This window comes from Clostridium sp., from assembly GCF_036569345.1.
Taxonomy (GTDB): Bacteria; Bacillota; Clostridia; order Clostridiales; family Clostridiaceae; genus Clostridium_AD.
Map to the genome: position 1 here is coordinate 1 of NZ_DATCQT010000041.1, position 21,787 is coordinate 21,787.

Annotated in this window: 27 protein-coding genes and 5 tRNA genes; 30 read left to right on the plus strand and 2 right to left on the minus strand. The window is 28.1% G+C overall.

What is annotated here, in order from left to right:
- Nucleotides 1-6: 6 nt before the first annotated feature.
- From VIM70_RS03540 to VIM70_RS03560, 5 genes are all read left to right on the plus strand, one after another.
- Nucleotides 7-82, plus strand: a tRNA-Lys gene (locus VIM70_RS03540).
- 15 nt (nucleotides 83-97) lie between these two features.
- Nucleotides 98-182, plus strand: a tRNA-Leu gene (locus VIM70_RS03545).
- Nucleotides 183-225: 43 nt separating this feature from the next.
- Nucleotides 226-300: transfer RNA gene (locus VIM70_RS03550), tRNA-Gly, on the plus strand.
- 5 nt (nucleotides 301-305) lie between these two features.
- Nucleotides 306-379, plus strand: a tRNA-Gly gene (locus VIM70_RS03555).
- 53 nt (nucleotides 380-432) lie between these two features.
- Nucleotides 433-509, plus strand: a tRNA-Arg gene (locus VIM70_RS03560).
- A 105-nt stretch (nucleotides 510-614) separates the two neighbouring features.
- On the opposite strand, the gene VIM70_RS03565 is transcribed toward VIM70_RS03560, so the two are convergent.
- Both VIM70_RS03565 and VIM70_RS03570 read right to left on the minus strand, forming a co-directional pair.
- Nucleotides 615-1,787, minus strand: coding sequence for a site-specific integrase (locus VIM70_RS03565; RefSeq protein WP_331944179.1), 1,173 nt, complete (start codon nucleotides 1,785-1,787; stop codon nucleotides 615-617).
- Between the two features lie 63 nt (nucleotides 1,788-1,850).
- Nucleotides 1,851-2,354 carry a helix-turn-helix transcriptional regulator gene (locus VIM70_RS03570; RefSeq protein ID WP_331944181.1) on the minus strand — a complete coding sequence of 168 codons (504 nt, stop codon included), beginning with the start codon at nucleotides 2,352-2,354 and terminating at the stop codon, nucleotides 1,851-1,853.
- 158 nt (nucleotides 2,355-2,512) lie between these two features.
- Between VIM70_RS03570 and VIM70_RS03575 the strand changes: the two genes are divergently transcribed.
- The 25 genes from VIM70_RS03575 to VIM70_RS03695 all read left to right on the plus strand — a co-directional run bounded on the left by VIM70_RS03575 (nucleotide 2,513) and on the right by VIM70_RS03695 (nucleotide 21,599).
- Complete coding sequence (locus tag VIM70_RS03575) at nucleotides 2,513-2,638, plus strand: hypothetical protein (protein ID WP_331944183.1); 126 nt, start codon at nucleotides 2,513-2,515, stop codon at nucleotides 2,636-2,638.
- A 60-nt stretch (nucleotides 2,639-2,698) separates the two neighbouring features.
- On the plus strand, nucleotides 2,699-2,887 hold the full coding sequence (locus tag VIM70_RS03580) for a helix-turn-helix domain-containing protein (RefSeq protein ID WP_331944185.1): 189 nt from the start codon (nucleotides 2,699-2,701) through the stop codon (nucleotides 2,885-2,887).
- 18 nt (nucleotides 2,888-2,905) lie between these two features.
- Complete coding sequence (locus VIM70_RS03585; RefSeq protein WP_331944187.1) at nucleotides 2,906-3,229, plus strand: hypothetical protein; 324 nt, start codon at nucleotides 2,906-2,908, stop codon at nucleotides 3,227-3,229.
- Between the two features lie 16 nt (nucleotides 3,230-3,245).
- Nucleotides 3,246-3,917, plus strand: coding sequence for a helix-turn-helix domain-containing protein (locus tag VIM70_RS03590; protein WP_331944189.1), 672 nt, complete (start codon nucleotides 3,246-3,248; stop codon nucleotides 3,915-3,917).
- Nucleotides 3,918-3,929: 12 nt separating this feature from the next.
- A complete protein-coding gene (locus VIM70_RS03595; protein ID WP_331944191.1) occupies nucleotides 3,930-5,252 on the plus strand; it encodes a replicative DNA helicase in 1,323 nt (440 codons plus the stop codon).
- Nucleotides 5,253-5,544: 292 nt separating this feature from the next.
- Entirely contained in the window at nucleotides 5,545-5,985 is a 441-nt protein-coding gene (radC, locus tag VIM70_RS03600) for a RadC family protein (RefSeq protein WP_331944193.1), read from the plus strand.
- Between the two features lie 204 nt (nucleotides 5,986-6,189).
- A complete protein-coding gene (locus tag VIM70_RS03605; protein ID WP_331944195.1) occupies nucleotides 6,190-6,732 on the plus strand; it encodes a GNAT family protein in 543 nt (180 codons plus the stop codon).
- 145 nt (nucleotides 6,733-6,877) lie between these two features.
- Nucleotides 6,878-7,039 carry a plasmid mobilization protein gene (locus tag VIM70_RS03610; protein WP_331944197.1) on the plus strand — a complete coding sequence of 54 codons (162 nt, stop codon included), beginning with the start codon at nucleotides 6,878-6,880 and terminating at the stop codon, nucleotides 7,037-7,039.
- Nucleotides 7,040-7,233: 194 nt separating this feature from the next.
- Nucleotides 7,234-8,208, plus strand: a complete 975-nt coding sequence (locus VIM70_RS03615) for an alpha/beta hydrolase (RefSeq protein WP_331944199.1) — start codon at nucleotides 7,234-7,236, stop codon at nucleotides 8,206-8,208.
- Nucleotides 8,209-8,212: 4 nt separating this feature from the next.
- Complete coding sequence (locus VIM70_RS03620; RefSeq protein WP_331944201.1) at nucleotides 8,213-10,030, plus strand: ATP-binding protein; 1,818 nt, start codon at nucleotides 8,213-8,215, stop codon at nucleotides 10,028-10,030.
- Between the two features lie 6 nt (nucleotides 10,031-10,036).
- Nucleotides 10,037-10,666, plus strand: a complete 630-nt coding sequence (locus VIM70_RS03625; protein WP_331944203.1) for a response regulator — start codon at nucleotides 10,037-10,039, stop codon at nucleotides 10,664-10,666.
- Nucleotides 10,667-11,165: 499 nt separating this feature from the next.
- The gene (locus tag VIM70_RS03630) at nucleotides 11,166-11,387 is read left to right on the plus strand and encodes a helix-turn-helix transcriptional regulator (RefSeq protein WP_331944205.1); all 222 of its coding nucleotides are present in this window, start codon (nucleotides 11,166-11,168) and stop codon (nucleotides 11,385-11,387) included.
- 133 nt (nucleotides 11,388-11,520) lie between these two features.
- Entirely contained in the window at nucleotides 11,521-11,850 is a 330-nt protein-coding gene (locus VIM70_RS03635; protein ID WP_331944207.1) for a DUF3852 family protein, read from the plus strand.
- Between the two features lie 10 nt (nucleotides 11,851-11,860).
- Nucleotides 11,861-12,712 carry a conjugal transfer protein TrbL family protein gene (locus tag VIM70_RS03640; RefSeq protein ID WP_331944209.1) on the plus strand — a complete coding sequence of 284 codons (852 nt, stop codon included), beginning with the start codon at nucleotides 11,861-11,863 and terminating at the stop codon, nucleotides 12,710-12,712.
- Between the two features lie 52 nt (nucleotides 12,713-12,764).
- Nucleotides 12,765-13,037 carry a hypothetical protein gene (locus VIM70_RS03645; protein ID WP_331944211.1) on the plus strand — a complete coding sequence of 91 codons (273 nt, stop codon included), beginning with the start codon at nucleotides 12,765-12,767 and terminating at the stop codon, nucleotides 13,035-13,037.
- The gene (locus VIM70_RS03650; protein ID WP_331944213.1) at nucleotides 13,034-13,633 is read left to right on the plus strand and encodes a hypothetical protein; all 600 of its coding nucleotides are present in this window, start codon (nucleotides 13,034-13,036) and stop codon (nucleotides 13,631-13,633) included. Before VIM70_RS03645 ends, VIM70_RS03650 begins: the two co-directional genes overlap by 4 nt.
- An 11-nt stretch (nucleotides 13,634-13,644) precedes the next feature.
- Nucleotides 13,645-15,498: a VirB4 family type IV secretion system protein gene (locus tag VIM70_RS03655; RefSeq protein ID WP_331944215.1), complete on the plus strand. Its 1,854-nt coding sequence runs from the start codon at nucleotides 13,645-13,647 to the stop codon at nucleotides 15,496-15,498.
- Complete coding sequence (locus VIM70_RS03660; RefSeq protein WP_331944217.1) at nucleotides 15,498-16,163, plus strand: glycoside hydrolase family 73 protein; 666 nt, start codon at nucleotides 15,498-15,500, stop codon at nucleotides 16,161-16,163. Before VIM70_RS03655 ends, VIM70_RS03660 begins: the two co-directional genes overlap by 1 nt.
- A gap of 14 nt (nucleotides 16,164-16,177) precedes the next feature.
- Entirely contained in the window at nucleotides 16,178-16,558 is a 381-nt protein-coding gene (locus tag VIM70_RS03665) for an SHOCT domain-containing protein (protein WP_331944219.1), read from the plus strand.
- A 13-nt stretch (nucleotides 16,559-16,571) separates the two neighbouring features.
- The gene (locus VIM70_RS03670; protein ID WP_331944221.1) at nucleotides 16,572-17,093 is read left to right on the plus strand and encodes a hypothetical protein; all 522 of its coding nucleotides are present in this window, start codon (nucleotides 16,572-16,574) and stop codon (nucleotides 17,091-17,093) included.
- A 39-nt stretch (nucleotides 17,094-17,132) separates the two neighbouring features.
- Nucleotides 17,133-17,363: a DUF6103 family protein gene (locus tag VIM70_RS03675; protein WP_331944223.1), complete on the plus strand. Its 231-nt coding sequence runs from the start codon at nucleotides 17,133-17,135 to the stop codon at nucleotides 17,361-17,363.
- Between the two features lie 311 nt (nucleotides 17,364-17,674).
- Nucleotides 17,675-18,187, plus strand: coding sequence for a methyltransferase domain-containing protein (locus VIM70_RS03680; RefSeq protein WP_331944225.1), 513 nt, complete (start codon nucleotides 17,675-17,677; stop codon nucleotides 18,185-18,187).
- Nucleotides 18,188-18,189: 2 nt separating this feature from the next.
- Entirely contained in the window at nucleotides 18,190-18,756 is a 567-nt protein-coding gene (locus VIM70_RS03685) for a hypothetical protein (protein ID WP_331944227.1), read from the plus strand.
- Nucleotides 18,746-19,720: a hypothetical protein gene (locus VIM70_RS03690; protein ID WP_331944229.1), complete on the plus strand. Its 975-nt coding sequence runs from the start codon at nucleotides 18,746-18,748 to the stop codon at nucleotides 19,718-19,720. The genes VIM70_RS03685 and VIM70_RS03690 overlap by 11 nt, the downstream gene beginning before the upstream one ends.
- Entirely contained in the window at nucleotides 19,713-21,599 is a 1,887-nt protein-coding gene (locus tag VIM70_RS03695; protein ID WP_331944231.1) for a type IV secretory system conjugative DNA transfer family protein, read from the plus strand. Before VIM70_RS03690 ends, VIM70_RS03695 begins: the two co-directional genes overlap by 8 nt.
- The last annotated feature ends 188 nt before the right edge of the window (nucleotides 21,600-21,787 follow it).

Below are 21,787 nucleotides of genomic sequence, written 5' to 3' on the forward strand. Positions count from 1 at the left end.
CAATATGGTTTACTAGCTCAGTTGGTAGAGCACATGACTTTTAATCATGGTGTCCGGGGTTCGATTCCCCGGTAAGCCACCAAAATAGTAATCTTATGCAGGTGTGGCGGAATTGGCAGACGCACTAGACTTAGGATCTAGCGCCTTCGGGTGTATGGGTTCAACTCCCTTCACCTGCACCATTACTATTTACTGGTGAATTATTATTTATAAAAATGCATATATGCGGGGGTGGCTCAGTGGTAGAGCGTCACCTTGCCAAGGTGAACGTCGCGAGTTCGAATCTCGTCTCCCGCTCCAACTACGCGGGTATAACTCAATGGTAGAGTGTTAGCCTTCCAAGCTAATTACGAGGGTTCGATTCCCTCTACCCGCTCCAACAAAAAGTCTTTAGTATTTATACTAAAGACTTTTTAAAAATCAATTTATTATGCGCCCATAGCTCAGCTGGATAGAGTGGCAGACTTCGAATCTGTAGGTCGTGGGTTCGACTCCCTCTGGGCGCACCAACAAAGCCTTGCAAACACTAAGTTTGCAAGGCTTTTACTTTTGACATAGAAATACTTTTGCCCTTTTTTTTGCCCCTTATAAAATTCTATAAAAAAATATGAGGGTTATTTTGCCCCTATATAACTATATAAATCATTTAGTTTTGTAGCAGCCTTTACCTTCATACTTTCCAGTACATGAGTATAGGTATCTAATGTGATAGAAATATTGCTATGCCCTAGGAGACTTTGTACAGTCTTGGGTTGTTCATTTAGCTCAAATAAGCGAGTAGCATATGTATGCCTCAAATCGTGAAATTTCCTATCTCTAATTTTATTATTTACAAGTATTCTTTTATATCTTTTACGAACATTATTATTATCTAAATATCCACCATAAATATTACAAAATACTAGTTTATTATCAATATATAAATTAGCCATTTTTAACCTTAGTTCCTTTTGTTCCAGGTGAAATTTTTTTAATCTTGTTGTAAGAAGTTCAGGTATTGATACAGTTCTATTACTTGCTTCACTTTTAGGGGTTTGAATTGTAATTTTGTATTTACCACGGCCTTCTTTTGAAACGTCACTGATGTATTTTACAGCCTTATTTACTATAATGGTATTATTATCAACGTCAATATCATCCCATGTCAATGCAAGCAATTCACCTTGTCTTAATCCAGTGTTAAGAGCGGTAATTAATAACACTTCTAAATCATGACCTTCTATAGCAGCAATAAACTTCTTTTGTTCATCTAAAGTAAAAGGCTGCACGTCATCAATTTTGTTAAGTTTTTTTTCTTCATCTTCTTTAGGTAATACAACAGACTTGGAGAAATCTTTTATTATTTTATCATTATTATAAGCATATCTAACACATGGAGCTATTATCTTATTAAGATTTATTATGGAATTTACTGTTTTGCCTTTTTTAATTAAGTCATTGTAATAATTTTGTATATCCTTAGATGTGAGATCTTTTATTTTAATCCTAGATAACATGCTATTTTTAATATAATTTCTGTATATACCCTCATATCTTTCCTTAGTAGAAGGCTTTATATTGATAAAATGAACATCAAAGAGCCAATCACACAGGAACGTTTCAAAACATTCTTTATTATTGGCGATTCCATGATCAAGTTCATTAGTTATGGTTTTTATTTTAGACTCAAGCCCCTTGACGGTTAAACTGTATATGTCTCTCGGCGATTTAAGATTATTATGCCTTAACCTATAAAAATAATATTCTTTATCATTTTTGATTTTTTTCTTATATATGGTTTTAGCCATTGGATCACCCCTTTAACCTCTAAATATAAATTTTGGCAAATATTTTTTGTTTTCTTAAATTAGTTATTCTTCCACTAAAGTCCATTCGGGATTATTTTTTATTTCCTGGATTTTAAGTTTTAGTGTAATACATACAGCATTCTTAATATCTATCAGTTCATTCATATCTCGAGCAAAATTACAATTGACGTAATCAAGTAATTCATCTACACAAACCAAAGCTCGTTCATCGCTAATTTCACGGGGCGTTTGATGTACTCTAATTTGAGGTTGAAGAATATCAATTAAATGTTTTTTACGTGTTTCTGATATTAATTTATTGCTATTTATTTGTGTCTTTATCTCTTCTAAAGTCTCACCTTCGAAACTGACCTTTTCAATTAAATCATTAATTGAAACGCCAAGAGCAGTCGCTATTTTAGCTAAAGTTCCTATATTGGGTACCCTATGATTATTTTCATAATTTGCTAGAGTTGACACGGGCATATTATTTAATATTCTAGCAAATTCTTTTTGAGAAATACCTTTTTCATTTCTAAGTTGTTTTATTTTATTACCAATATTCATAATGACACCTCCCAATATAATAATAACAATTTGGTTTGCAATATGCAAATTTTTTTGAAAAAAGTATTGACAGTTTGCAATATGAATTGTAATATGAGGTTAAAGTTTGCGATATGAAAAGAGAGGTGAGATTATGGGCTCAGGAATGAAAATAAAACTTGAAAAATAGAAATAAGTTAAAAAAACATGAAATGGCGGATATGGTTGAGATATTAAAAGAATACTTTAAGGCCTTTGGAAGTAGGCAAAGTAGCAATTTAAGTATAAAGTATTATAGTTATTAAAAAAAGACAAGAAATTTTAGAAATGACAAAATAAGAATTATTCTTTTAGGAGGTTAAAATATGGGAGAGTTAAAGAAGATATTAATAGATCCAACAGAGGGAATGAAGTTTTTAGGAGTTGGCAGAAATAGAATGTATGAGGACTTATTAAAAAGAGAGGATTTTCCGGCCTTCAAAATGGGGAATAAATATTTTTTGAATCGTGAATTGTTAGGGGAATGGGCAAAAAATCAATGCTCGAAAAAATAGTATGGAGGGGATTAATTATTGAATGAAATTAAAAAAATCATTGAAAAAATTACAAAATTACGGGAAGAAATTATAAAAATATCTAAAAACGGTGGATATACACAAGAAGAGGCGAAGGAAATTCAAGAGAGAACATCAAAAATTAAAACTAAAGTTGAAAGATTGAAAGAAAAGTTACTATTTGAACAATACATTGAGCTTCAGAGTAACGAATTTAAAGAGGATTTAATTGGCTATAAAAAATTTAAAGAACCGGGAAAAGTTATGTGCATCAAAGTTAGCTTTACATGGGGGTGGTTAAGGGTTTATAGAAACAATACAAATAGCATTGAGTGGTACTAAAAAAGTAGGTGATTAAATGGCAGGATATACAGTAATTGATAATGATTTACTAGAAAATGAAGAATTGAGTCATATGGAAATATTAACATTAATTTATTTAATTAGATTTGACAATAAATTAAAAGGATATGCATATCCAAGCCTTGAAGTATTAAAAAAGCTTCTAGGATATTCACATATCAAGTATGTTATAAAAATAATTAATTCATTAGTTGCAAAAGGATATATAAGAAAAGAAACGGTTAAACAAAGAAATCATTACTTTATATTAAAAGGTAAGGTATCTAATGTACCTAATGTATATAATGTACCTAATGTACAAAATAAATCCAAAGGTGAAGTACAAAATGTACCTAAAGATTATGTACAAAATGTACCTACGACAATTACTAATACAAATACAAATACAAATACTATATATATAAGTCTAAAATTTATTGATGATGTTATTGATAAAGTAAAAATTACTAAAGAACAGTATGAAAAATTAATTAATAAATATAGTAAAGATCTAGTCCATAAAAATATTAATGGATTAGATAATTATATAACTAATGGTAAAGGGGAAACATATAAAGAGCATTACCGTGTTTTAAATACATGGTGCAAAGAAAATAGTAGCAATACTTCTAGTCTCAAAGAAGGACAAGTTGTTGACGGTTGGTCAAGAATGAATCAATTTAACTAAAGGAGCGATTTAATGGATAAACCATTACCAAATAATAAGGCGATTGAAATTGCTTTAATAGCAAATATATTTTTAAACAATGATATTATAGCAGATTGTATTGGATCATTGAAAGAAAGCGATTTCTATTATAAATCACATAAAATTATATATTCAAAATTATTAGGGCTCTACAAAAAGAGCATTCCAATAGATCTATTAATATTTAGAAATAGCATTAGCGAAGAAACATTAAAGGCCGTTGGAGGAATAACGTATCTTTCAGAAATAATTGGCTCTGAAATGAATGCAGCTAATTATACAGAATACATAAAAACAATTAAAAACCTAAGTATAAAGCGTGAAGTAATAAAGTCATGTAATGAAGCCGTAAAGATGGCGTATGGTGAAGAAACAGATATAAAAGGTGTAATTGATGCCTTAGAAACTAAGATACATAATACAAACGATATGAATGAAGAAAAGACTGTGAATTTAGAAGAGCTAATGAGTACAACAATAAATTTAATTGAGAATGGTTATAAAAACGGTGGGCAACTACTAGGAACTACTACAGGATATAGGCTCATTGACAATGCTATAAATGGATTTGTAAAAGGAGACCTACTTATTATAGCGGCTAGGCCTTCCATGGGTAAAACTGCACTAAGTATGGAGATGTTAAACAAATTACCCCCTGAAAAGAAAGGCTTAATTTTTGAAATGGAAATGCCAAAAGGCAAACTAGGAATAAGAATGTTAGCACCCAGGACATACATAAACCCGCAAGAACTAAGTAAAGGGTTAATAAAAGATACTGACTTAAATGTAATCTTAAAAGAAGCAGGTGAAATTGTTTTTAAAAATAATGTATTTATAAATTGTAGAACTAGATTAAGTGTAGCAGAAATAAGAGCTGAAGCTAAAAAGATAAAAATACAAAATGGATTAGATGTTGTATTTATAGATCATATAGGAAAAGTAAGACCGGATAACCCCAAAGCCACAAAAAATGACCAAATAGGACAAATATCGGAGGGATTTAAAAATATGGCAATGGATTTAGATATATGCTGTGTGGTATTAAGTCAATTAAATAGAGAGGTAGAAAAAAGAACCGACAAACATCCAATAATGAGCGATTTAAGAGATTCAGGGTGTATAGAACAAGATGCTGATGAAATCTTAATGTTATATCGTGATGATTATTATGCAGAGCGTGAGGGCAGAAAGAGTAAAAGCCCTGGACTTCTTGAAGTATTAGTTGCAAAGAATAGAGATGGTTTTACAGGAGCAATAAAGCTTTACTACAATACTAAATATCAAATTATTAGTGATCGCCCTATATTTTATTAATTGTAGGTTCTATAATTCCAGTAATTGAAGTAGGGTGGAAGTTTTTAATTATAATCTCCAGTATGCATTGCCTCGGCAGTCAAAGTTTTTTTAAATCTAGAATCTATATTCTGTCTTTTCACTTCGTGTATGATTATAAAATGTAAGATTGTTATATTTTGATTTTTGTATAAACTGTTGATATGACTGGGCTTTAAGAAAAAACATTTCTTTATTGACTTGTTTTGTAGCTACATATGTGGTATAATATAAATATAGATAGGAAAAAAATAAACTTTACGGGGTGGTAGTAATGGAAAAAATTCAAATAGTTTCAATCAAAATGGTTAAAGAAAAAAATTTAGAATATGGAAGTAGTAAGATTTCAAGTCCTAAAGATTCTGCTAATATACTTAAAGATTTTATAGGAAATAATGACAGGGAAGCTTTAGTAGTTCTAACACTTGATACAAAAAACAAGATTACTTCAATAACGGTTGCAAGTGTTGGAAGCTTAAATTCTTCAATTGTGCATCCGCGGGAGGTTTTTAAAACTGCAATCCTTGGTAATGCTTCGAGTATAATTATAGGTCATAATCATCCATCGGGAGACCCCACGCCAAGTAAAGAGGATATTAGCATAACTTTAAGACTAAAGGAGTGTGGCAACATTTTAGGAATAGAGCTATTAGACCATATAATTATAGGTGATGATAATAAATATATAAGTTTAAAGGAAAAAGGGCTTTTTTAAATGCCCTACACAAAAAAAACAGCATAAAAAAAAATTTACATGTATTGTAGCCACTAACGTGGTACAATACAAATATATTAAATAAGATTGATGTACAATTTTCATATTAGATGTATATATCATAAAAACACGATAGATACTACTTTGTAGAATATTATGCAACAAAAATTTACATTGGATTTATATATAGGAGGTAAAATTAATATGAAAATCATAGAAAACAAAATTTTTATTCGTTTATTCGAGGATACGGATGCAGAAGCCTTACTTGATTTGCAGTTAAGGAATGGAGAGGTTTTCCAAAAGTATTCACCAACTTTTAGCGATGACTTTTACACACTTGACTCTAAACGTAATTTTATTAGCAACTCTATAAAGCAGAGTGAAGAAGGGACTGAATATTCTTTTGGTATATACATAAAAGATAATGGAAAATTAATTGGGGGGGTAGATTTGTTTCAGATAATTCGAGGACCCCTTCAAAGTTGTGTAGTTGGTTATTGTCTGGACAAACAATATAATGGTAATGGATATGTTACAGAAGCAGTTTCATTAGCAATAGAATTTGGGTTTAATAGTATAAAGCTGCATCGGATTGAAGCAGGTGTAATGCCAGGCCATATTGCTTCGATGCGAGTTTTAGAAAAGGTAGGTTTCCATAAAGAAGGTATAGCACAAAAAAATGTAAAATTAAATGGTAGATGGGAAGATCATCAGATATTCGCTATAATATCCGATAATAACTAAACCATATTTATTACGGAATCTTCTAAAAATGCCTACCAAGTTATAATCATAAAAATATAGATTATATGTAGTCTATGTATAAACCAAGTAAAATTAATAGTGTAGCATACGCTACACGAGATATATGAGAAAGGAAGTTATTAATATGAAAACAGATATTGTAAGGGTTAGATTAAATGAGATTGAAAAAAAATTGTTTTTGGAAAAGGCAGCAGCACTTAACATGACTATAAGTGATTATATAAAATATTGTTGTTTAATTAATCCGCCAAAAGGCGGATTTGAAAGAGAATCTGAATATAAATAAGAGAACTTTTTTTAAATTAGTTTTAAAATGTAATATGGTAACTTATGATGTTAGGACAATAAAGGACTAAAGTTGACTGTAACAATGGTTTATGGCTATAATTATAGTAATAAGTTAAATTTATTACTTTGGTAACAATGTGCATTTTTTTATTTAAATAAGGTTTATACCTATAACAGGAGGGTAATATAACAATGAAAATAATATCAAACATAGCAGATAGTTACGGTTTATATACTCTTCATAAAAAGTATAGTAATGTAGACCAGTTTAATTATGTGGAGGAAGATGTGCTTACACTTAGTAGCGATTTCTCTGAATTTTATAAAAAACCTAATTTACCAAAAATATATAATGAAAAAGATAAAATTGAAATGAGTTATGAAACAGGCAAAATAAAATTTTTAAGTGAAGTGGAAAATGGGTATAGTAATAAAGAAGCTATATTTCATTACAGAAAAAATTTAGTTATAGATAATAATATAAATATTATTTTTATACATGGTTGGAGAGCAGATAATCTAGATAGATTAGGTAAAGTGTTTTTAGATAGTTTCATTGAAAGAAGTTATAATATTTATAATTATGTCTTACCCTTTCATATGGAAAGATCTCCAAACACATCTTTATATAGCGGCGAATATTTTTTAAGTGCAGACGTAAGCAGAACTCTTAAGTCTGAACAGCAATCTGTAAGTGATATTAGAGCTTTAATAAGTCATATTAAATCTGAAAAACAAGGGAAAATTATAATAATTGGTTTGAGTCTTGGTGGAATAGTTTCTAATTTATTAAGTGAAGTTGAAGAGAATATTGATGTTCTAATATCTTTGTTTTATGCTAATGATTTATCATATACAGTATTTGAAACAGAGGCTGGGAAGTATATAAAGAAAGATTTCTTGAAAAATAATTTTAGTTATAATTTATTAAAAAAAAGTTGGAGAGTTATTAATCCGAGCTTAAGGAAGCCACTACTAGACCTTAATAAAATACTTCTTGTATCAGGTAAGTACGATAAATATGTTATAAATAAAGACACAGATGTCTTATGGTCAAATTGGGGAAAACCAGAAAGATATATGTATAATTGTGGTCATTCAGGAATTGTACTTTTGAAAAATAAAGTTAAAAAGGATATTTTAAAATTTATAGATAAGAGAGTGTAAGAGTATGGCAATTGTATGGATATTACTATGGATATTGGCCTTTATTACTATTTTAAAGGATCCAAAAACAGAATCTACTAGATGGCTATCGTTAATGCTTTTTATAACAGGGTTAGGTTCATTTTGTGTAGTTTTAGATGAAAATGTTATGACATTATTAATAGAGCAGTATAATGTAAGTAAAGAAATTATAAGTAGTATACATAATATAGTTGGTGTTATATCTAGTTTTGTGCATGCTATAGATCCATATTGTATACTAATTTATGGGTTATCCTACTCAGATGTAATTTCTAAAAATAAAAGGAAAATAATATATACGATATTATTAATACCTCCAATTTTAAGCATGATATTTTTGCCCATTAAGGATAACAATTTAAAAACATTGGGTGAACTAATGTTATATTTTAAACTATTATCAGTGTGGGCTGTTCCATATATTTTAGGTAGTAGTTTATTAATGATATATTCTTATTTTAAGGAAAAATCATATATAATGCGAAAGTATAGGCTTTTAACACTACTTATAATTGTTCCTTGTTTTATTTATATGGCATTATCTAACCTTCTACTAAGAAGCTTTGGATTAGAGAATAATTGGAGATATTTTAATATATTAATTCCTTTTGAGTTTTTAGGCTTTTTATATTTTGCAAAAGAATATGGAGTATTAGGGGTACGGTTAAAATTTGAAAGATATAAATTTGCATTTGAAAAAGTACTAGATTTTGTATCTGATTCAGTTGTTGCTTTGGATGAGAAACTAAACATTATAGAAATTAATAAAGTATTTTACCAGAATTTCATGACAGAAGATACAAAATATAAAAATTTCTTGGACATGATAGATTGCAGTAACATATCAGGGTACAAAGGTAGCTTAATAAAAATATTAAATGAATCTAGATATAATGATGAATTTATTGAGATATTAGTTAGTACTGACGTTAAAGACACATATTTTCAAGTGCAAACTAATTCTATAATAATTAAAAACGAATTTTTTGGAACAGTACTTGTATTTAAAGATATTACTTTGTATAAAAACAACTTGGAACTTATTAAGCAAAATCAATTACAACTTATTGAAAAAGAACGACTTTTATCTTTAAGTCAATTAATAGGGGGAGTAGCACACAATCTGAAAACTCCTTTAATGAGTTCAGCTGGGGGTATACAGATAATTAAGAGAGATACGAAGAAAATCTATGAATATATAGAAAACAATTGTAGTGATCTTACGGATATAACAAAATTAATAGATGAGGTTAATGATTGGCAACAAAGGATAATAGAATACTTAGTATACATGTCCAATGTAATAACTGTAGTAAAAGGGCAAGTAACAGAATATAGCGAAACAACAGAAAGCTACTTTTCTATAAAAGAAATTGCAGAAAAAATTACCTTTCTTATGGCTTATGAAATTAAGAAAAGTAAATGTGTCTTTGTTAATGAGTTGAATATTGATTATATACAAAGAATTAAAGGGGATGTTAATTCCCTTATGCAAGTTTTAAATAATCTTATAACTAATGCGATAGAGGCGAGTAAACAGGGAAATGTAATAACTTTAGGTTCGTATATTGCAGAGGAAAAAATTATATTTTATATAAGAAATTTTGGACAGAAGATCCCTGAGCAAATCCAAAGTAAAATATTCAATAAAATGGTTACTACAAAAGGCAATAACGGAACTGGACTTGGGTTATATATATCTAAGTCAATAATAAAAGTTAGATTTAATGGTGAAATATCTTTTGAGACTAATGAAAAACAAACAACTTTTTTTATAAAAATACCATTAATAGGGGAGTAATAAATTATGGAAAATAGCGGTATAAAGATAATAATTATAGATGATGATTCTGGAATAATTGATTCTATTAAAGGGTTTATTGGGGATAAATATTATATTGAGGGGTTTACAAGTTCTAGTGAAGGATTAAAGCAATTAAAGAAGGAAAGGTTTGATATCTTAATCTTAGACTATTATATAGATGAGCTTAACGGGAACGATGTAATAAATGAAATTAGAAAATATGATAATGGTTTATATATAATACTTCTTACTGGACATGGTGAAGAAATCACTGGAATTAAGTCATTAGAAAATTTACAAATACAAAATTATTATGAAAAAAATGCTCAGTTTGAAAAATTAATAATATTTATAGAGGGTGTAATTAAATCATTAGAATTTTTTAATAACAAAAAAAATACAATTTCTGAAAGATTAAAAAAATTGAGGAAAAATAATGAGCTAACGCAAGATAATATATCTAAATATTTAGGTATACATAGAACAACTGTGACCCAATATGAGTCGGGTGAGATAATGCCAACAATTCAAAACATAATAAAATTAGCTAAATTATATAATGTTACAACTGATTATATTCTTTGTTATGAACTGAATATAGAAAATAATGATATGAAAGAGTTGAAAAAATAGAATATCAATGGAATTAATATTAAAATCGTATACAATTAGTATGCGATTTTTTTTGATGCGTGTGTTTAAATAACCATCATATAAATTAGTATAGAAAATGGTAACGAGTCTTAAAGTTTTACAATGGTATAAAAGCTATGGGAATTATGAATAAGGTAATAATATAAAATATTTTTATGACAAATAATTTCATATACAGACAAATATGCTTATATAAATTCCGAAATGCCAATGATTTTTAGTGCATAAATAGATTATATTTAAGTGAAATTAAAGTACTGATAAAATCGCCATATAGTAAACTAAGACATATAGATCGAGTGTCTTTATTTTTTTTATTTAATTTTTATAAAATAAGATGGTTGACATGTTAGTTTTAATAACATATAGTTATGTAAAGTTAGTTTAACTAACATTAAGTTGCAAAATAATTATAACTAGCTTTTTTTATGATCAAATACAAAAATATAACTAAAAAAGGAGGGAATATAAATAAAAAATGCTGAAGTTAACAATGCTGAGAATAGAGGAAAATTTAAAACAAGAAAAGTTAGCAATGCATATAGGAAAAAGCAGAAGCACATTATCTTCATATGAGAACGGAAAAATTATCCCGCCCTTTAAAACTATATTAAAACTAAAAAAAATATTAAATTATTTTGAGGATGATTTACTTAAAGAGGTAGATTATAAAAAGAAAATAATCAGGAGTGTAAAATAATTTTATATAGAATAGTGTTTTGAATTGAGTATAGAGGTAAGCAGGTTATAATCGGCGGGATACCAATAAGCGTTACATAATAGAAACTCTTTCGATTAATTTGAAATAAATTGAAGTTAAGGAGGTAAATCGAATGAAGAAAATACTATCTAAAATTGGAATTATAGGATCTAGTACAGGATTAATTATGTTATCAGTTACGAAAAAAGTTTTTGCTGATCCTAATAGTGCATTGATGAATGCAAAAACTCAACTTGAAGGACAAGTGAAGCCTATTGTAAACAATGTTATCGTACCAATTTGTGCTGTAATACTTGTGGTAATTACATTAATTGCAATAGTAAAATCAACAATCGAGTATAGGCGTGGAAGTGGCGTAGACCTAGCACACATTGTGATACTTATAGCTGGGATAATTCTAGTTATAACATTTCCAAGTTGGGGTTGGGGATTAATAAATTAGAGGTGGAAGAATGGATATAATATTTGGTTGGTTTAAAGATATGATACTTGGTGGGGCCGGCAAGGTTTTAAAATATATGTCAGAAGCTTCAATCGACTTATTTAGTAACAATATTGTAGATAATGTTTTGAAGCTTATGGAATATATAGGTTGGGTACTTTTGGCGGTAGGAATTTTATTTGCAATTGTAAATATGTATATATCCTATTTAGAAAGTAAATCAATAGATGCTCACCTGCTTATATTAAATATATTTAAAGCATTAATTGCTATATTATTTTTAAAGGCTGGTTCAATACGTGTATTTGATTTATCGATAACAATAAATGATCTAGTTTGTAAAATAACTACTAAACCAAATTACCAACAATCACTAGATAATGTGGGCAATATAATAGATAAAGCAGAATTTGGTATTTTGTGGGTTCTAATTATTCTTATAACAGTAATAGTTTCAATAATAGTTTGCTTAATACAAATATTAAAGCGTGGCGGTATGTATTTGGCTCATATAATGGTCGGATACTTATACATATTCAGTATACCTAGTGGTAACATTGACGGCTTCACAGGCTGGTGTAAGCAAACTGTGGCAATAGCATTAACTAATATACTACAAACAGCATTACTTTTTATAGGATTGTCATTGATGGCAAGTGATATAACAAAAATATTTTTGGGAATAGGTGTAATCATGGCTGCATCAAAAGTTGAAGAAATTGCTGGAAAATATGGCATGTCAACAGGTGCAAGTAGGAATATTGAATCAGCGGGAAGAGCATTTAAAAATTTTGGGAGTACAGCTGGTGGACATGGAACTGGTGGAGCAAGTCCAACGCCTATCAATGTTGGCAAAAGATAATTCTATATAAGCTAGCATTTAAGTGCTAGTTTATATTTAAGGAGGTTATACAATGTTTATTTATCCTGGCAATTTGAAAGAGAAAAAAACCTTCATGTATTTATCAGTTTTAGAGTTGGCTATTGCTGGTGGTTTAACTGTAACTTTTATTATATATTCAGCTGAAAATTTAACTTTAATACCGCTAATTGTGCCAATAACATATTTAATTATAAGCATAAGAATACTTGAAAATGGGTCTAATTTGTTAGAACAATTATTAGAGGCTTTTAATTATTTGCTTAATAGACAACAACTTTATAAGTGGGGTGAAAGGAAGAAATGAGTTTTTTAACGATACAAAAAAAACATGAAAATTCGAAAATCAAAAGAAATAAAACAAAAGAACAAGCAAGCAAAACGGTACAAGAGCTTTTAGATATTCAAGGATTAGAAGATAACATTATAAATAATACAGGTTACAGCAAATATTATATAAAAATTGCACCTAAAAATATTAATATAATGACAAATGAATTTTTATTAAATGAGATATTAAATTTAAAAGCAGTTTGTAATGTAGTTGATAGTATAGAATTTTTAGTAGTTGATAAAGTAGAGCGGTTAGAAGATAACAAAAATTACATAATTAGTTTAATAGATAATAGTACAGATAATGTAACAAAGATGTTACTTGAAAGAGATTTACAGCATTTAAAGCAGTTAGAAAGCGAAAAGGGTTCTAGTCGCGAATTTTATATAGTTATTCCATTTAAAACAGAGGAGCCCCAAAGCAGACAAGTGGTTTTAAATTTACAACAAACTTTAGAAGATAGAGGATTCACAACTCTAGGTTGTGATAAAAAAACATTAAAAAATATGCTTCAGGTTTATTTAGAAAGAAACTTCAGTGGAGATATAGTTAAAGATTTTGATATATAGAGGGGTGGAAAATGAGTATACTTAAAGAAGAAAAAAGAGAAAAAATACTTACAATAGAAGAACAGGAAAAAGTATATATAAAAGATTTTGTAGATATGATAAGTCCAAGTGTGATTAAGTTTTCTCCTAGTTATTATATTTTTGGTAACACATATAGAAGAGTTTTTGCACTTAGAAATTATCCATTATACTCTGAGAACATGGCTTTACTTAGGACATTTGGAGAGAAAAGCAATATAACACTAAAGGTATATTGTAATAAAATGAGTGTTAATGACTATGAAAGCTCCATAGAAAGTAGTGTTCATAAAAATATTTCGGATACAACAGAAAATCAATTTATAAAGAGAACCAAAGCAAATCAACAACTAGAGGTTACGCAAAATCTAGTACAATATTTGAATCAAAATAAAGATGAAAGTATGTTTAAAGTGCAAGTCTATATTGAGGCTATAGCAAAAAGCAAAGACAAATTAAATGAGTTAACAAACGCAGTTATAATAAAGCTTGGTGGGATAACTTATGATAATTTGTTTTTAAGACAGAAGGAAGGATTTACAGCTGTAAATCCTTGCGGAAATCCAAAAGAGCTAAGAACTCAATTTGAAAGGCATATGCCATCAAGTAGTCTAGCGAACTTATTCCCATTTAGCTACAGTGGATCTATAGATAAAAACGGATTTCCGTTAGGTAAGGATAAATTTGGTGGAAGTATAATAAGCGATTTTGGTAAAAGAACAAATACTCATACCAATTCAAATATATTGATTTTAGGTAATAGCGGCGAAGGAAAAAGCTATTTATTAAAACTAATAATGACAAATTTAATATTAAAGAAAAAGAATATAATATGTTTAGATCCGGAGCATGAATACATAACCTTAACTGGTAATTTAAAAGGTACATTTATTGATTTAATGAGTGGGAAATATGTAATAAACATTTTAGAACCAAAGATGTTTGACGATGGAACATACGATTTAGATAAAGATGATGATGATTACATAGGTACGTTTTCAAAGAATACAATATTAAGTCAGCATATATCATTTCTAAGAGATTTTTTTAGAGCATATAAAAATTTTAGTGATGAATTATTAGATGTCTTGGAGATAATGCTAGAAAGAACATATATTAAATTTAAGATAACTTATACAAGCGATCTAGGCAATAGAAAACCCTATGAGTATCCTATACTATCTGATTTATATCAGACTGCACATGAAGAATTTGAGGACTATGAAAATAAAAAAGATGCTATATATACAAAAGAACATTTACAAAAATTATTACTTGGATTAAATTCAATTTGTAATGGTTCAGATAGTAGATTTTTTAATAAACACACTAATGTACCTAACTTCAATTTTGTAACATTTGGAGTGAAAAGCCTCTTGGAAGCTTCAAGTAATTTAAAAAATGCAATGTTATTTAATGTACTTTCCTACATGTCAAACAAGTTATTAGTGGAGGGAGATACTGCTGCAGTTTTAGATGAATTTTACTTGTTTTTAGATAATTTGGTGATGGTCAAGTATGTTAGAAATTTCGCGAAAAGAGTAAGAAAAAAAGATAGTGCAATAATTCTAGCAAGTCAAAACATAGAAGATTTTTTATCGAAAAATATTGCAGAACTTACTAAGCCATTGTTTGCTATACCTACTTACAAATTTTTATTTTACCCAGGTAGTATAGACAAAAAAATATATATGAATCTACTCAATGTTAATGAAAGTGAATATAAATTAATTCAATCATCAAATAGGGGTAACTGTTTATTTCTGAGTGGTAATGAAAAATTTAATTTGAAAGTAGAAGCTCCAAAATATAAAGAGGTTTTGTTTGGCAATGTAGGCGGTAGGTAATGAATTCAAGAATAATATACATTATTTTTAAAGGTTTAAAAAATGAGAAAACAAGGGGGGTAATCATTTCAATAAGTCTCTCGTTTTTCTTTTTAATATTCATACCAATAGCATATTTTTATATTAATAATCCAGTAGTATTAGGAATTACAGCGGTGAAAAATGCTATTGATGGTTCAAATGTGCAGCTTATAAAAGCTAATATGACACAACAACAATTTTTTAATAACGTATCAGGTGGAGCAATAAAAACATATAAAAAAGATGGTATTTTTGCTTCAATAACATTAGCACAAGCAATGCTTGAAAGTGGTACAGGCTCAAGCGGTTTAACATCTAAAGCTAATAATTTATTTGGGGTAAAAGCCTATGATTGGACTGGAAAGACGGTTCAAATGATGACAAAAGAGCATGTACAAGGGATAGATATTTACGTGTTAGCACCATTTAGAGCTTATGATAATTGGAATGATAGTATAGAAGACCACGCAGATTTCTTAATACAAAACAGTACATACACACAGAATGGAGTGTTTACATCAAAAACATATGCGGAGCAAGCACAAGCATTACAAAACGCTGGATATGCCACCGATCCTAATTATGCAATATCACTAGTAATATTAATAAAACAATATAATTTAGACAAATATGATAGAAAATAAGGAGAATATAGAATATGCATAAGAAAATATCGATAATCAATCCTATGACAATAGGCATGCTAATACTCGCAATAATGTGTTTTAATATATTCTACAAGACTTATAAATTTAGTCCAGGTGACCCCATTAACGGAAGAATTATTGGAGGAATAGGGGCGGGAATTGGTGGCGGTGTTATTGGTTTAGCTTTAGGATTCATTGTATATTTAATGTTTAGACCAAGTCAAACAAACAGACTATTAAAGGAGCAAAACAGAATGATATATAACAACAATAATAACATTAAAAATAATAAAATCGATGAATTAACCAAGTTAAATGAATTAAAGAAAAATGGTGCAATATCAGAAGAGGAATTTAAAATATTAAAAAATGAAATAGTAAATAGAAGGTAATGGAGGCAATAAAATGTTTTATAACAATAGAAAAACAATTTATATATCATTAATAATTATTGCTATAATCTTATCATTTCTATGTGGTAAAAAAATTGGGAATGGTGCAACAAGTAATAAAGAAATAACAAAAACAGCGGTAGAAAATGTACATTATAATGATATTTTAAGTGTAAAAGGTAATGATTATTCTGTAGATTACAGCATAACAAATGCTCTATTTTTAGACGAATCCTCAATGCAATTTAACTTAACTATGCAAAACAATGAAAATGTAAATACAATTAGGGTTGTGGCAAAGGATCAAGATAACAACACTTTAAACATAGATACCAATGTATCAGATGATAAAAAATTATTAAGATATACTGTGAAATTAGATTCAAATACAACTACAATATCTATTTATGTTTATCCTCTAACGAAGGTTATGGCAGCTAATCAAAAATTAATTTTGGATACAATACCATTTAAATCAAGTAAATTATATGTATCTTTATTAAAGCAACAACAGATACAAAAATTACAGAACTAAATAATCTAAAGATAAATATATGAATAGGAGGGATTTGAAATGAAGAAAATTCAATTGAAAGTTGAATTTATCGAGGAAAAAATCAAATCAATTGAGATATCATGTAAGGAAAAAGATAAAGATTTTGATGGTGAAATATTAAAAATTCTAAATGGATTATACAATAAAAGCGTGCCTGAATTATTAAAAAAACATATAGAAATTGGGCTTTCTTCAGAAGAAAAATCAAATGAAGATATTGCAGAAGTACCTAAAAAAGAGTCAAAATAACTAAATTCAACATATTAATAATCACTAAGATTATTAATATGTGACTATAAAGATTATACAATTATACGAATCAGGGTGTATTGTAGTCAAAATGTAGAGCATTTTCACACAATAAATCCAGTATTATCAACATAAGTACAACTTTGCAGTTGTACTTAAAAAGTAGGCGGACAAAAGAACACCTAACAGCAATAAAAAATCGCAAGCGAACGCAAAGAATTTGCTTTTTTAATTGGCTTGTGTACTTTTGTCCGCATATAACAACATTTCTATATAATTCTATAAAAATATTTCTATATTAAGGTGATAGTATGAAAGATTTAAGGATATGTCCGCAATGCTCTTCTAAAAGTAGAAGTGACTACACGAGATTTTTTATAAATAAATTTATAAATAATATAAATCTAAATAATAAAATAATAGATTTAGGTTGCGGCAAAGGAAGAAATATTTATTATCTTGATAAACTTGGATTTGAAGACATTACTGCTGTAGACATAAATAAATTTAATGAAATAGATGTAAATAAATTCAAGTTTGTACAAGCTAATTTAATCAAGGGGATCCCATTAAGAAATAAATATAATATAATAATGTGCAATTATCTATTAATGTTTATTTTTAACAAAGAACAAATTATAAGTGAAATTACTAGAATAGCAGATGAGAATGCTTTCTGTATTGTTGAACTAAATAAAAAGAAGTTATCAAATGGCATACAATATGATTTCAAAGAAATTGTAAATTTATTTTCTATAGAATGGGATATAGTAAATTTAAGATTAGGTGAGAATAAATTTATTGCAAAAAAGAGGAGCTTTTGACAATGGCGAGAGGAAGAAAAATTGGGCCAGCAATCAAGTGCATAACTGGAAGAGATCTTGAATTAATGAAAGGCATAGCAAAAACTGGAGTAACATCTCATTTTGATGCAACGAAAGTTATTGGACTAAGTGAAAAAAGATTAAAGAATCTTGAAAAGGAATGTTATATAAATTCTAAAAGTGTAGTAGTAAATGGCAGCAGCACAATTAAAACTTATTATTTGAATGATAATGGAAAAGCATATATAAAACTTAACAGTAACATAGACAGATGTTATAGAAGTAATGAACGTCAAATAGAACATGACTTAAAACTATCTAGCATATATTACAGCCTGGACGGAGAACAGAGAAACACATGGACAAATGAAAATGATTTAATTGAAAAGTATAAATTGGTTCATCCCAATAAAAAATTAAATACAATGATTGATGCAACATTTTTTAGTAATGGAACTACGATTGCAGTTGAAGTTATTACAAGAAATTATACTAAAGAGCAGATAAAAGAAAAATATAACATAGCAAATGAAATTGGGTGCATGGAGGTAATGAAAATTGAAGTTTAAAAAAGATATTTTAATACCAAAAGAGCTTGAAATAAATCCATATACTTATTTAGATATAATTTTAAAGTATGAACATTATTTAAGGCTTATTAATTGTTTTGGCGGTTATATGTTTCTAAGACATATATATAAATTTTCTGCTAAATCAGAATATCAAACTTTTGATGATATTCATGCAATGGAAAAAAGTAACCTATTGAAAATTATAAGTGTAAACAATAACAGTTATATCTTACTTGCAAACGCATCTATAAGATATCTTAAAAATAAGCCAAATGTTGGTTACTTAAAACCACCAACCTCAACACAATTAAAGACCTCTTGTTTTTTAGCTGAATATATAAAGAAACCTAAAGAATTTTTTGATTCATCAAGCCCATATATATGGTTTTTAGAAAAATTTAAATTTGAAATACAAAAATTTAAAACTGACAACGCTGCGGCCGATATAAAATTTTTAAATAGTAATAAAGAAATAGTTAAGTTAATAAAAAATGAAGAAATAAAATCATATGATTCAAATGATCTATTCTCTAAATTAAGAACGAGTAAAATTTATTTTAATACATTTAAAAATGGAGTTGTTACACTTATAATTTTAGATTTTGAACGTTCTAAAAGTTGGATTTATAACGCCTTATTAGAGAAGGTTGAGCCTATTTTCAGAAATATATCTATATATAATTCATATGATATTGAAATATTAACAGTGAATGAGAATAGAAAAGAAAGATTAATGAAGGATAAAAACACTATGAATCGTAAAGGGCTTTTATTTCTAAGAGATATAAATATAATTAATTTAAATATAGATAAATTTTTTCAATCTAGTATACAAAAGGAAAGCTTCTTAAAAGACATAGATAAATTAGAAATAGCAATCCTACAAGAAAAACTACGTAGTAACTCAAAAAAATTGAATCAACCCTCTAATTTTAAAAAAGGAAGTATAAAATATGAATAATAATTCTAATACTAGAAATAATGATACTTTAAACACTGACACTAGAAATACAGACACTTTTATATTGTATGGATTGGCATTAATACTGCTTTTATTATTTGTAATTATAAGCTTACCCACTGTAATAATTGCAATAGCTCTAACAGCGCTATTTATAAACACAAAAAAAATCAATAAAATATATTTTTGTATTATGAGTTTTGTTTTAGCAATACTTATAAATTTAAAAGTTAGTTTTTTGCAAAAGTACTTATTAAATTCAATAGATTTTATAAAAGTTATATTTAATTCAATGATGCATAAAGAAAGTGCGGACATACCTACACTTTACCTGAATTACATATTAAATATTAATATAGTTTGGCAATTATTAATAGCCTTAATCTTAAGTAGTATAATCTCAGAAATACATTATATAAATATAAAAAAAGAAAAGAAAAGTGAACCGAATATAAAGAAAGATAATAGAATAAATAAATATTTAGAAAAACTCAGTTTACAAATGCATGATGAAGTAACCACAACAATTGGTGTCGATTATGAAAATAATGAAGCAGTAAAAATAAATGATAACGCAAAGCACATTATTATAGCTGGAACAACTGGTGCTGGTAAAACTGTAAGTATATCAAATTTTATAGAAAGTGCTATGCAAAAAAAATATCCTGTATTTGCTATCGATGGAAAAGGTGATTTAGGAAATGGGAGCATGCTAAATTATATGCAATCTCTTTCTAAAACGTATAATAGGCGGTTATATGTTATCAATTTTGTTGAACCTTCTAATTCTGATTATTACAATCCTTTCAGAGGGGCTGGTATGACAGAGGCAAAAGATATGCTTATAGGAATGACTGACTGGTCCGAAGCACATTATAAGGTGAATACAGAAAGATATTTGCAACAGTTAATAAAAATATTAAACATAAAAAAGATACCACTAGACTTAAATACAATAATTGAGTATTCACCTACTCAATTTCAAAAATTAATAGAAGAAATGAAAAATAATGGTGATATTCAAATTGATGAGTTTGCAAAGATTTCTGATATTATTGAAAATACCGCGGCTATAGTGAACTCATCTATGGCACGTTTTGCAACTACAGCAGAATCCGAAGCAAGTGAGATTTTTAGTGGTGATGGTGTTGATGTATACACAGCATTAAAGGACAAAGCTAACATACTAATTATTCTAGATAGTCTTGGCAAACCTGAGCTTAGTAAACAAGTTGGTCGACTTGCAATATTAGACGCTAAAAAAGCTGTATCAAAACTGTTTTTAGATAAGACAAGAAAATATTTTATTTTTGATGAATTTAATGTGTATGCTAGTGATGTTGCGATTGACTTATTGAATAAATCTCGAAGTGCTAATATAACATGTATACCAGCATTTCAAAGTCTTTCAGATTTAGATAAAGCGGGTGGGGTTGCTCTTAGGAATCAAGTCATAGAAAACTGTAACAATTATATTATAATGAGACAAAACAGTTATGATAGCTCTGCAGAGTGGGAAAAAGTTGTTGGGAAACAAGAAACAACTAATTACACTTATAGTGTTGAAGAAAAAGCTGGTATATTCGGGAATAAAACAATATCTAACGGTAATGGTAGCATGCACAAAACAATGGAAAATAAACACACTTACACAGATATTCAAAATCTTGAGACTGGACAAAGTATTTTTATATCTAAAGACCAGAGAATTGATAAAAAAATTAAAATGCGTTTTATTAAGATTGACGAGATTCATTTAGAAAAAAAAGAACATATAAAACTAAAGCCTAAAGAACCTATAAATATAAATCCTATTAAAAACATAGAACCTGATCAAAACCAAAATACCTTTGATGATATTGAAGATATGCTAAAATAGTATATATTTATATATAAGTAATTGTTTAAAATTAAATTGTAAATAAGGGTATAAACGAACTTAGGTTATGATATTATAGCTTTTGGACAGGGGTTTGATACCCTACGCCTCCACCATAAGAAAACTATGGTTTTGATACAATGGAAAATCCTTGAAATCAGGGGCTTTCGTTGTTCTTTGTATTAAAT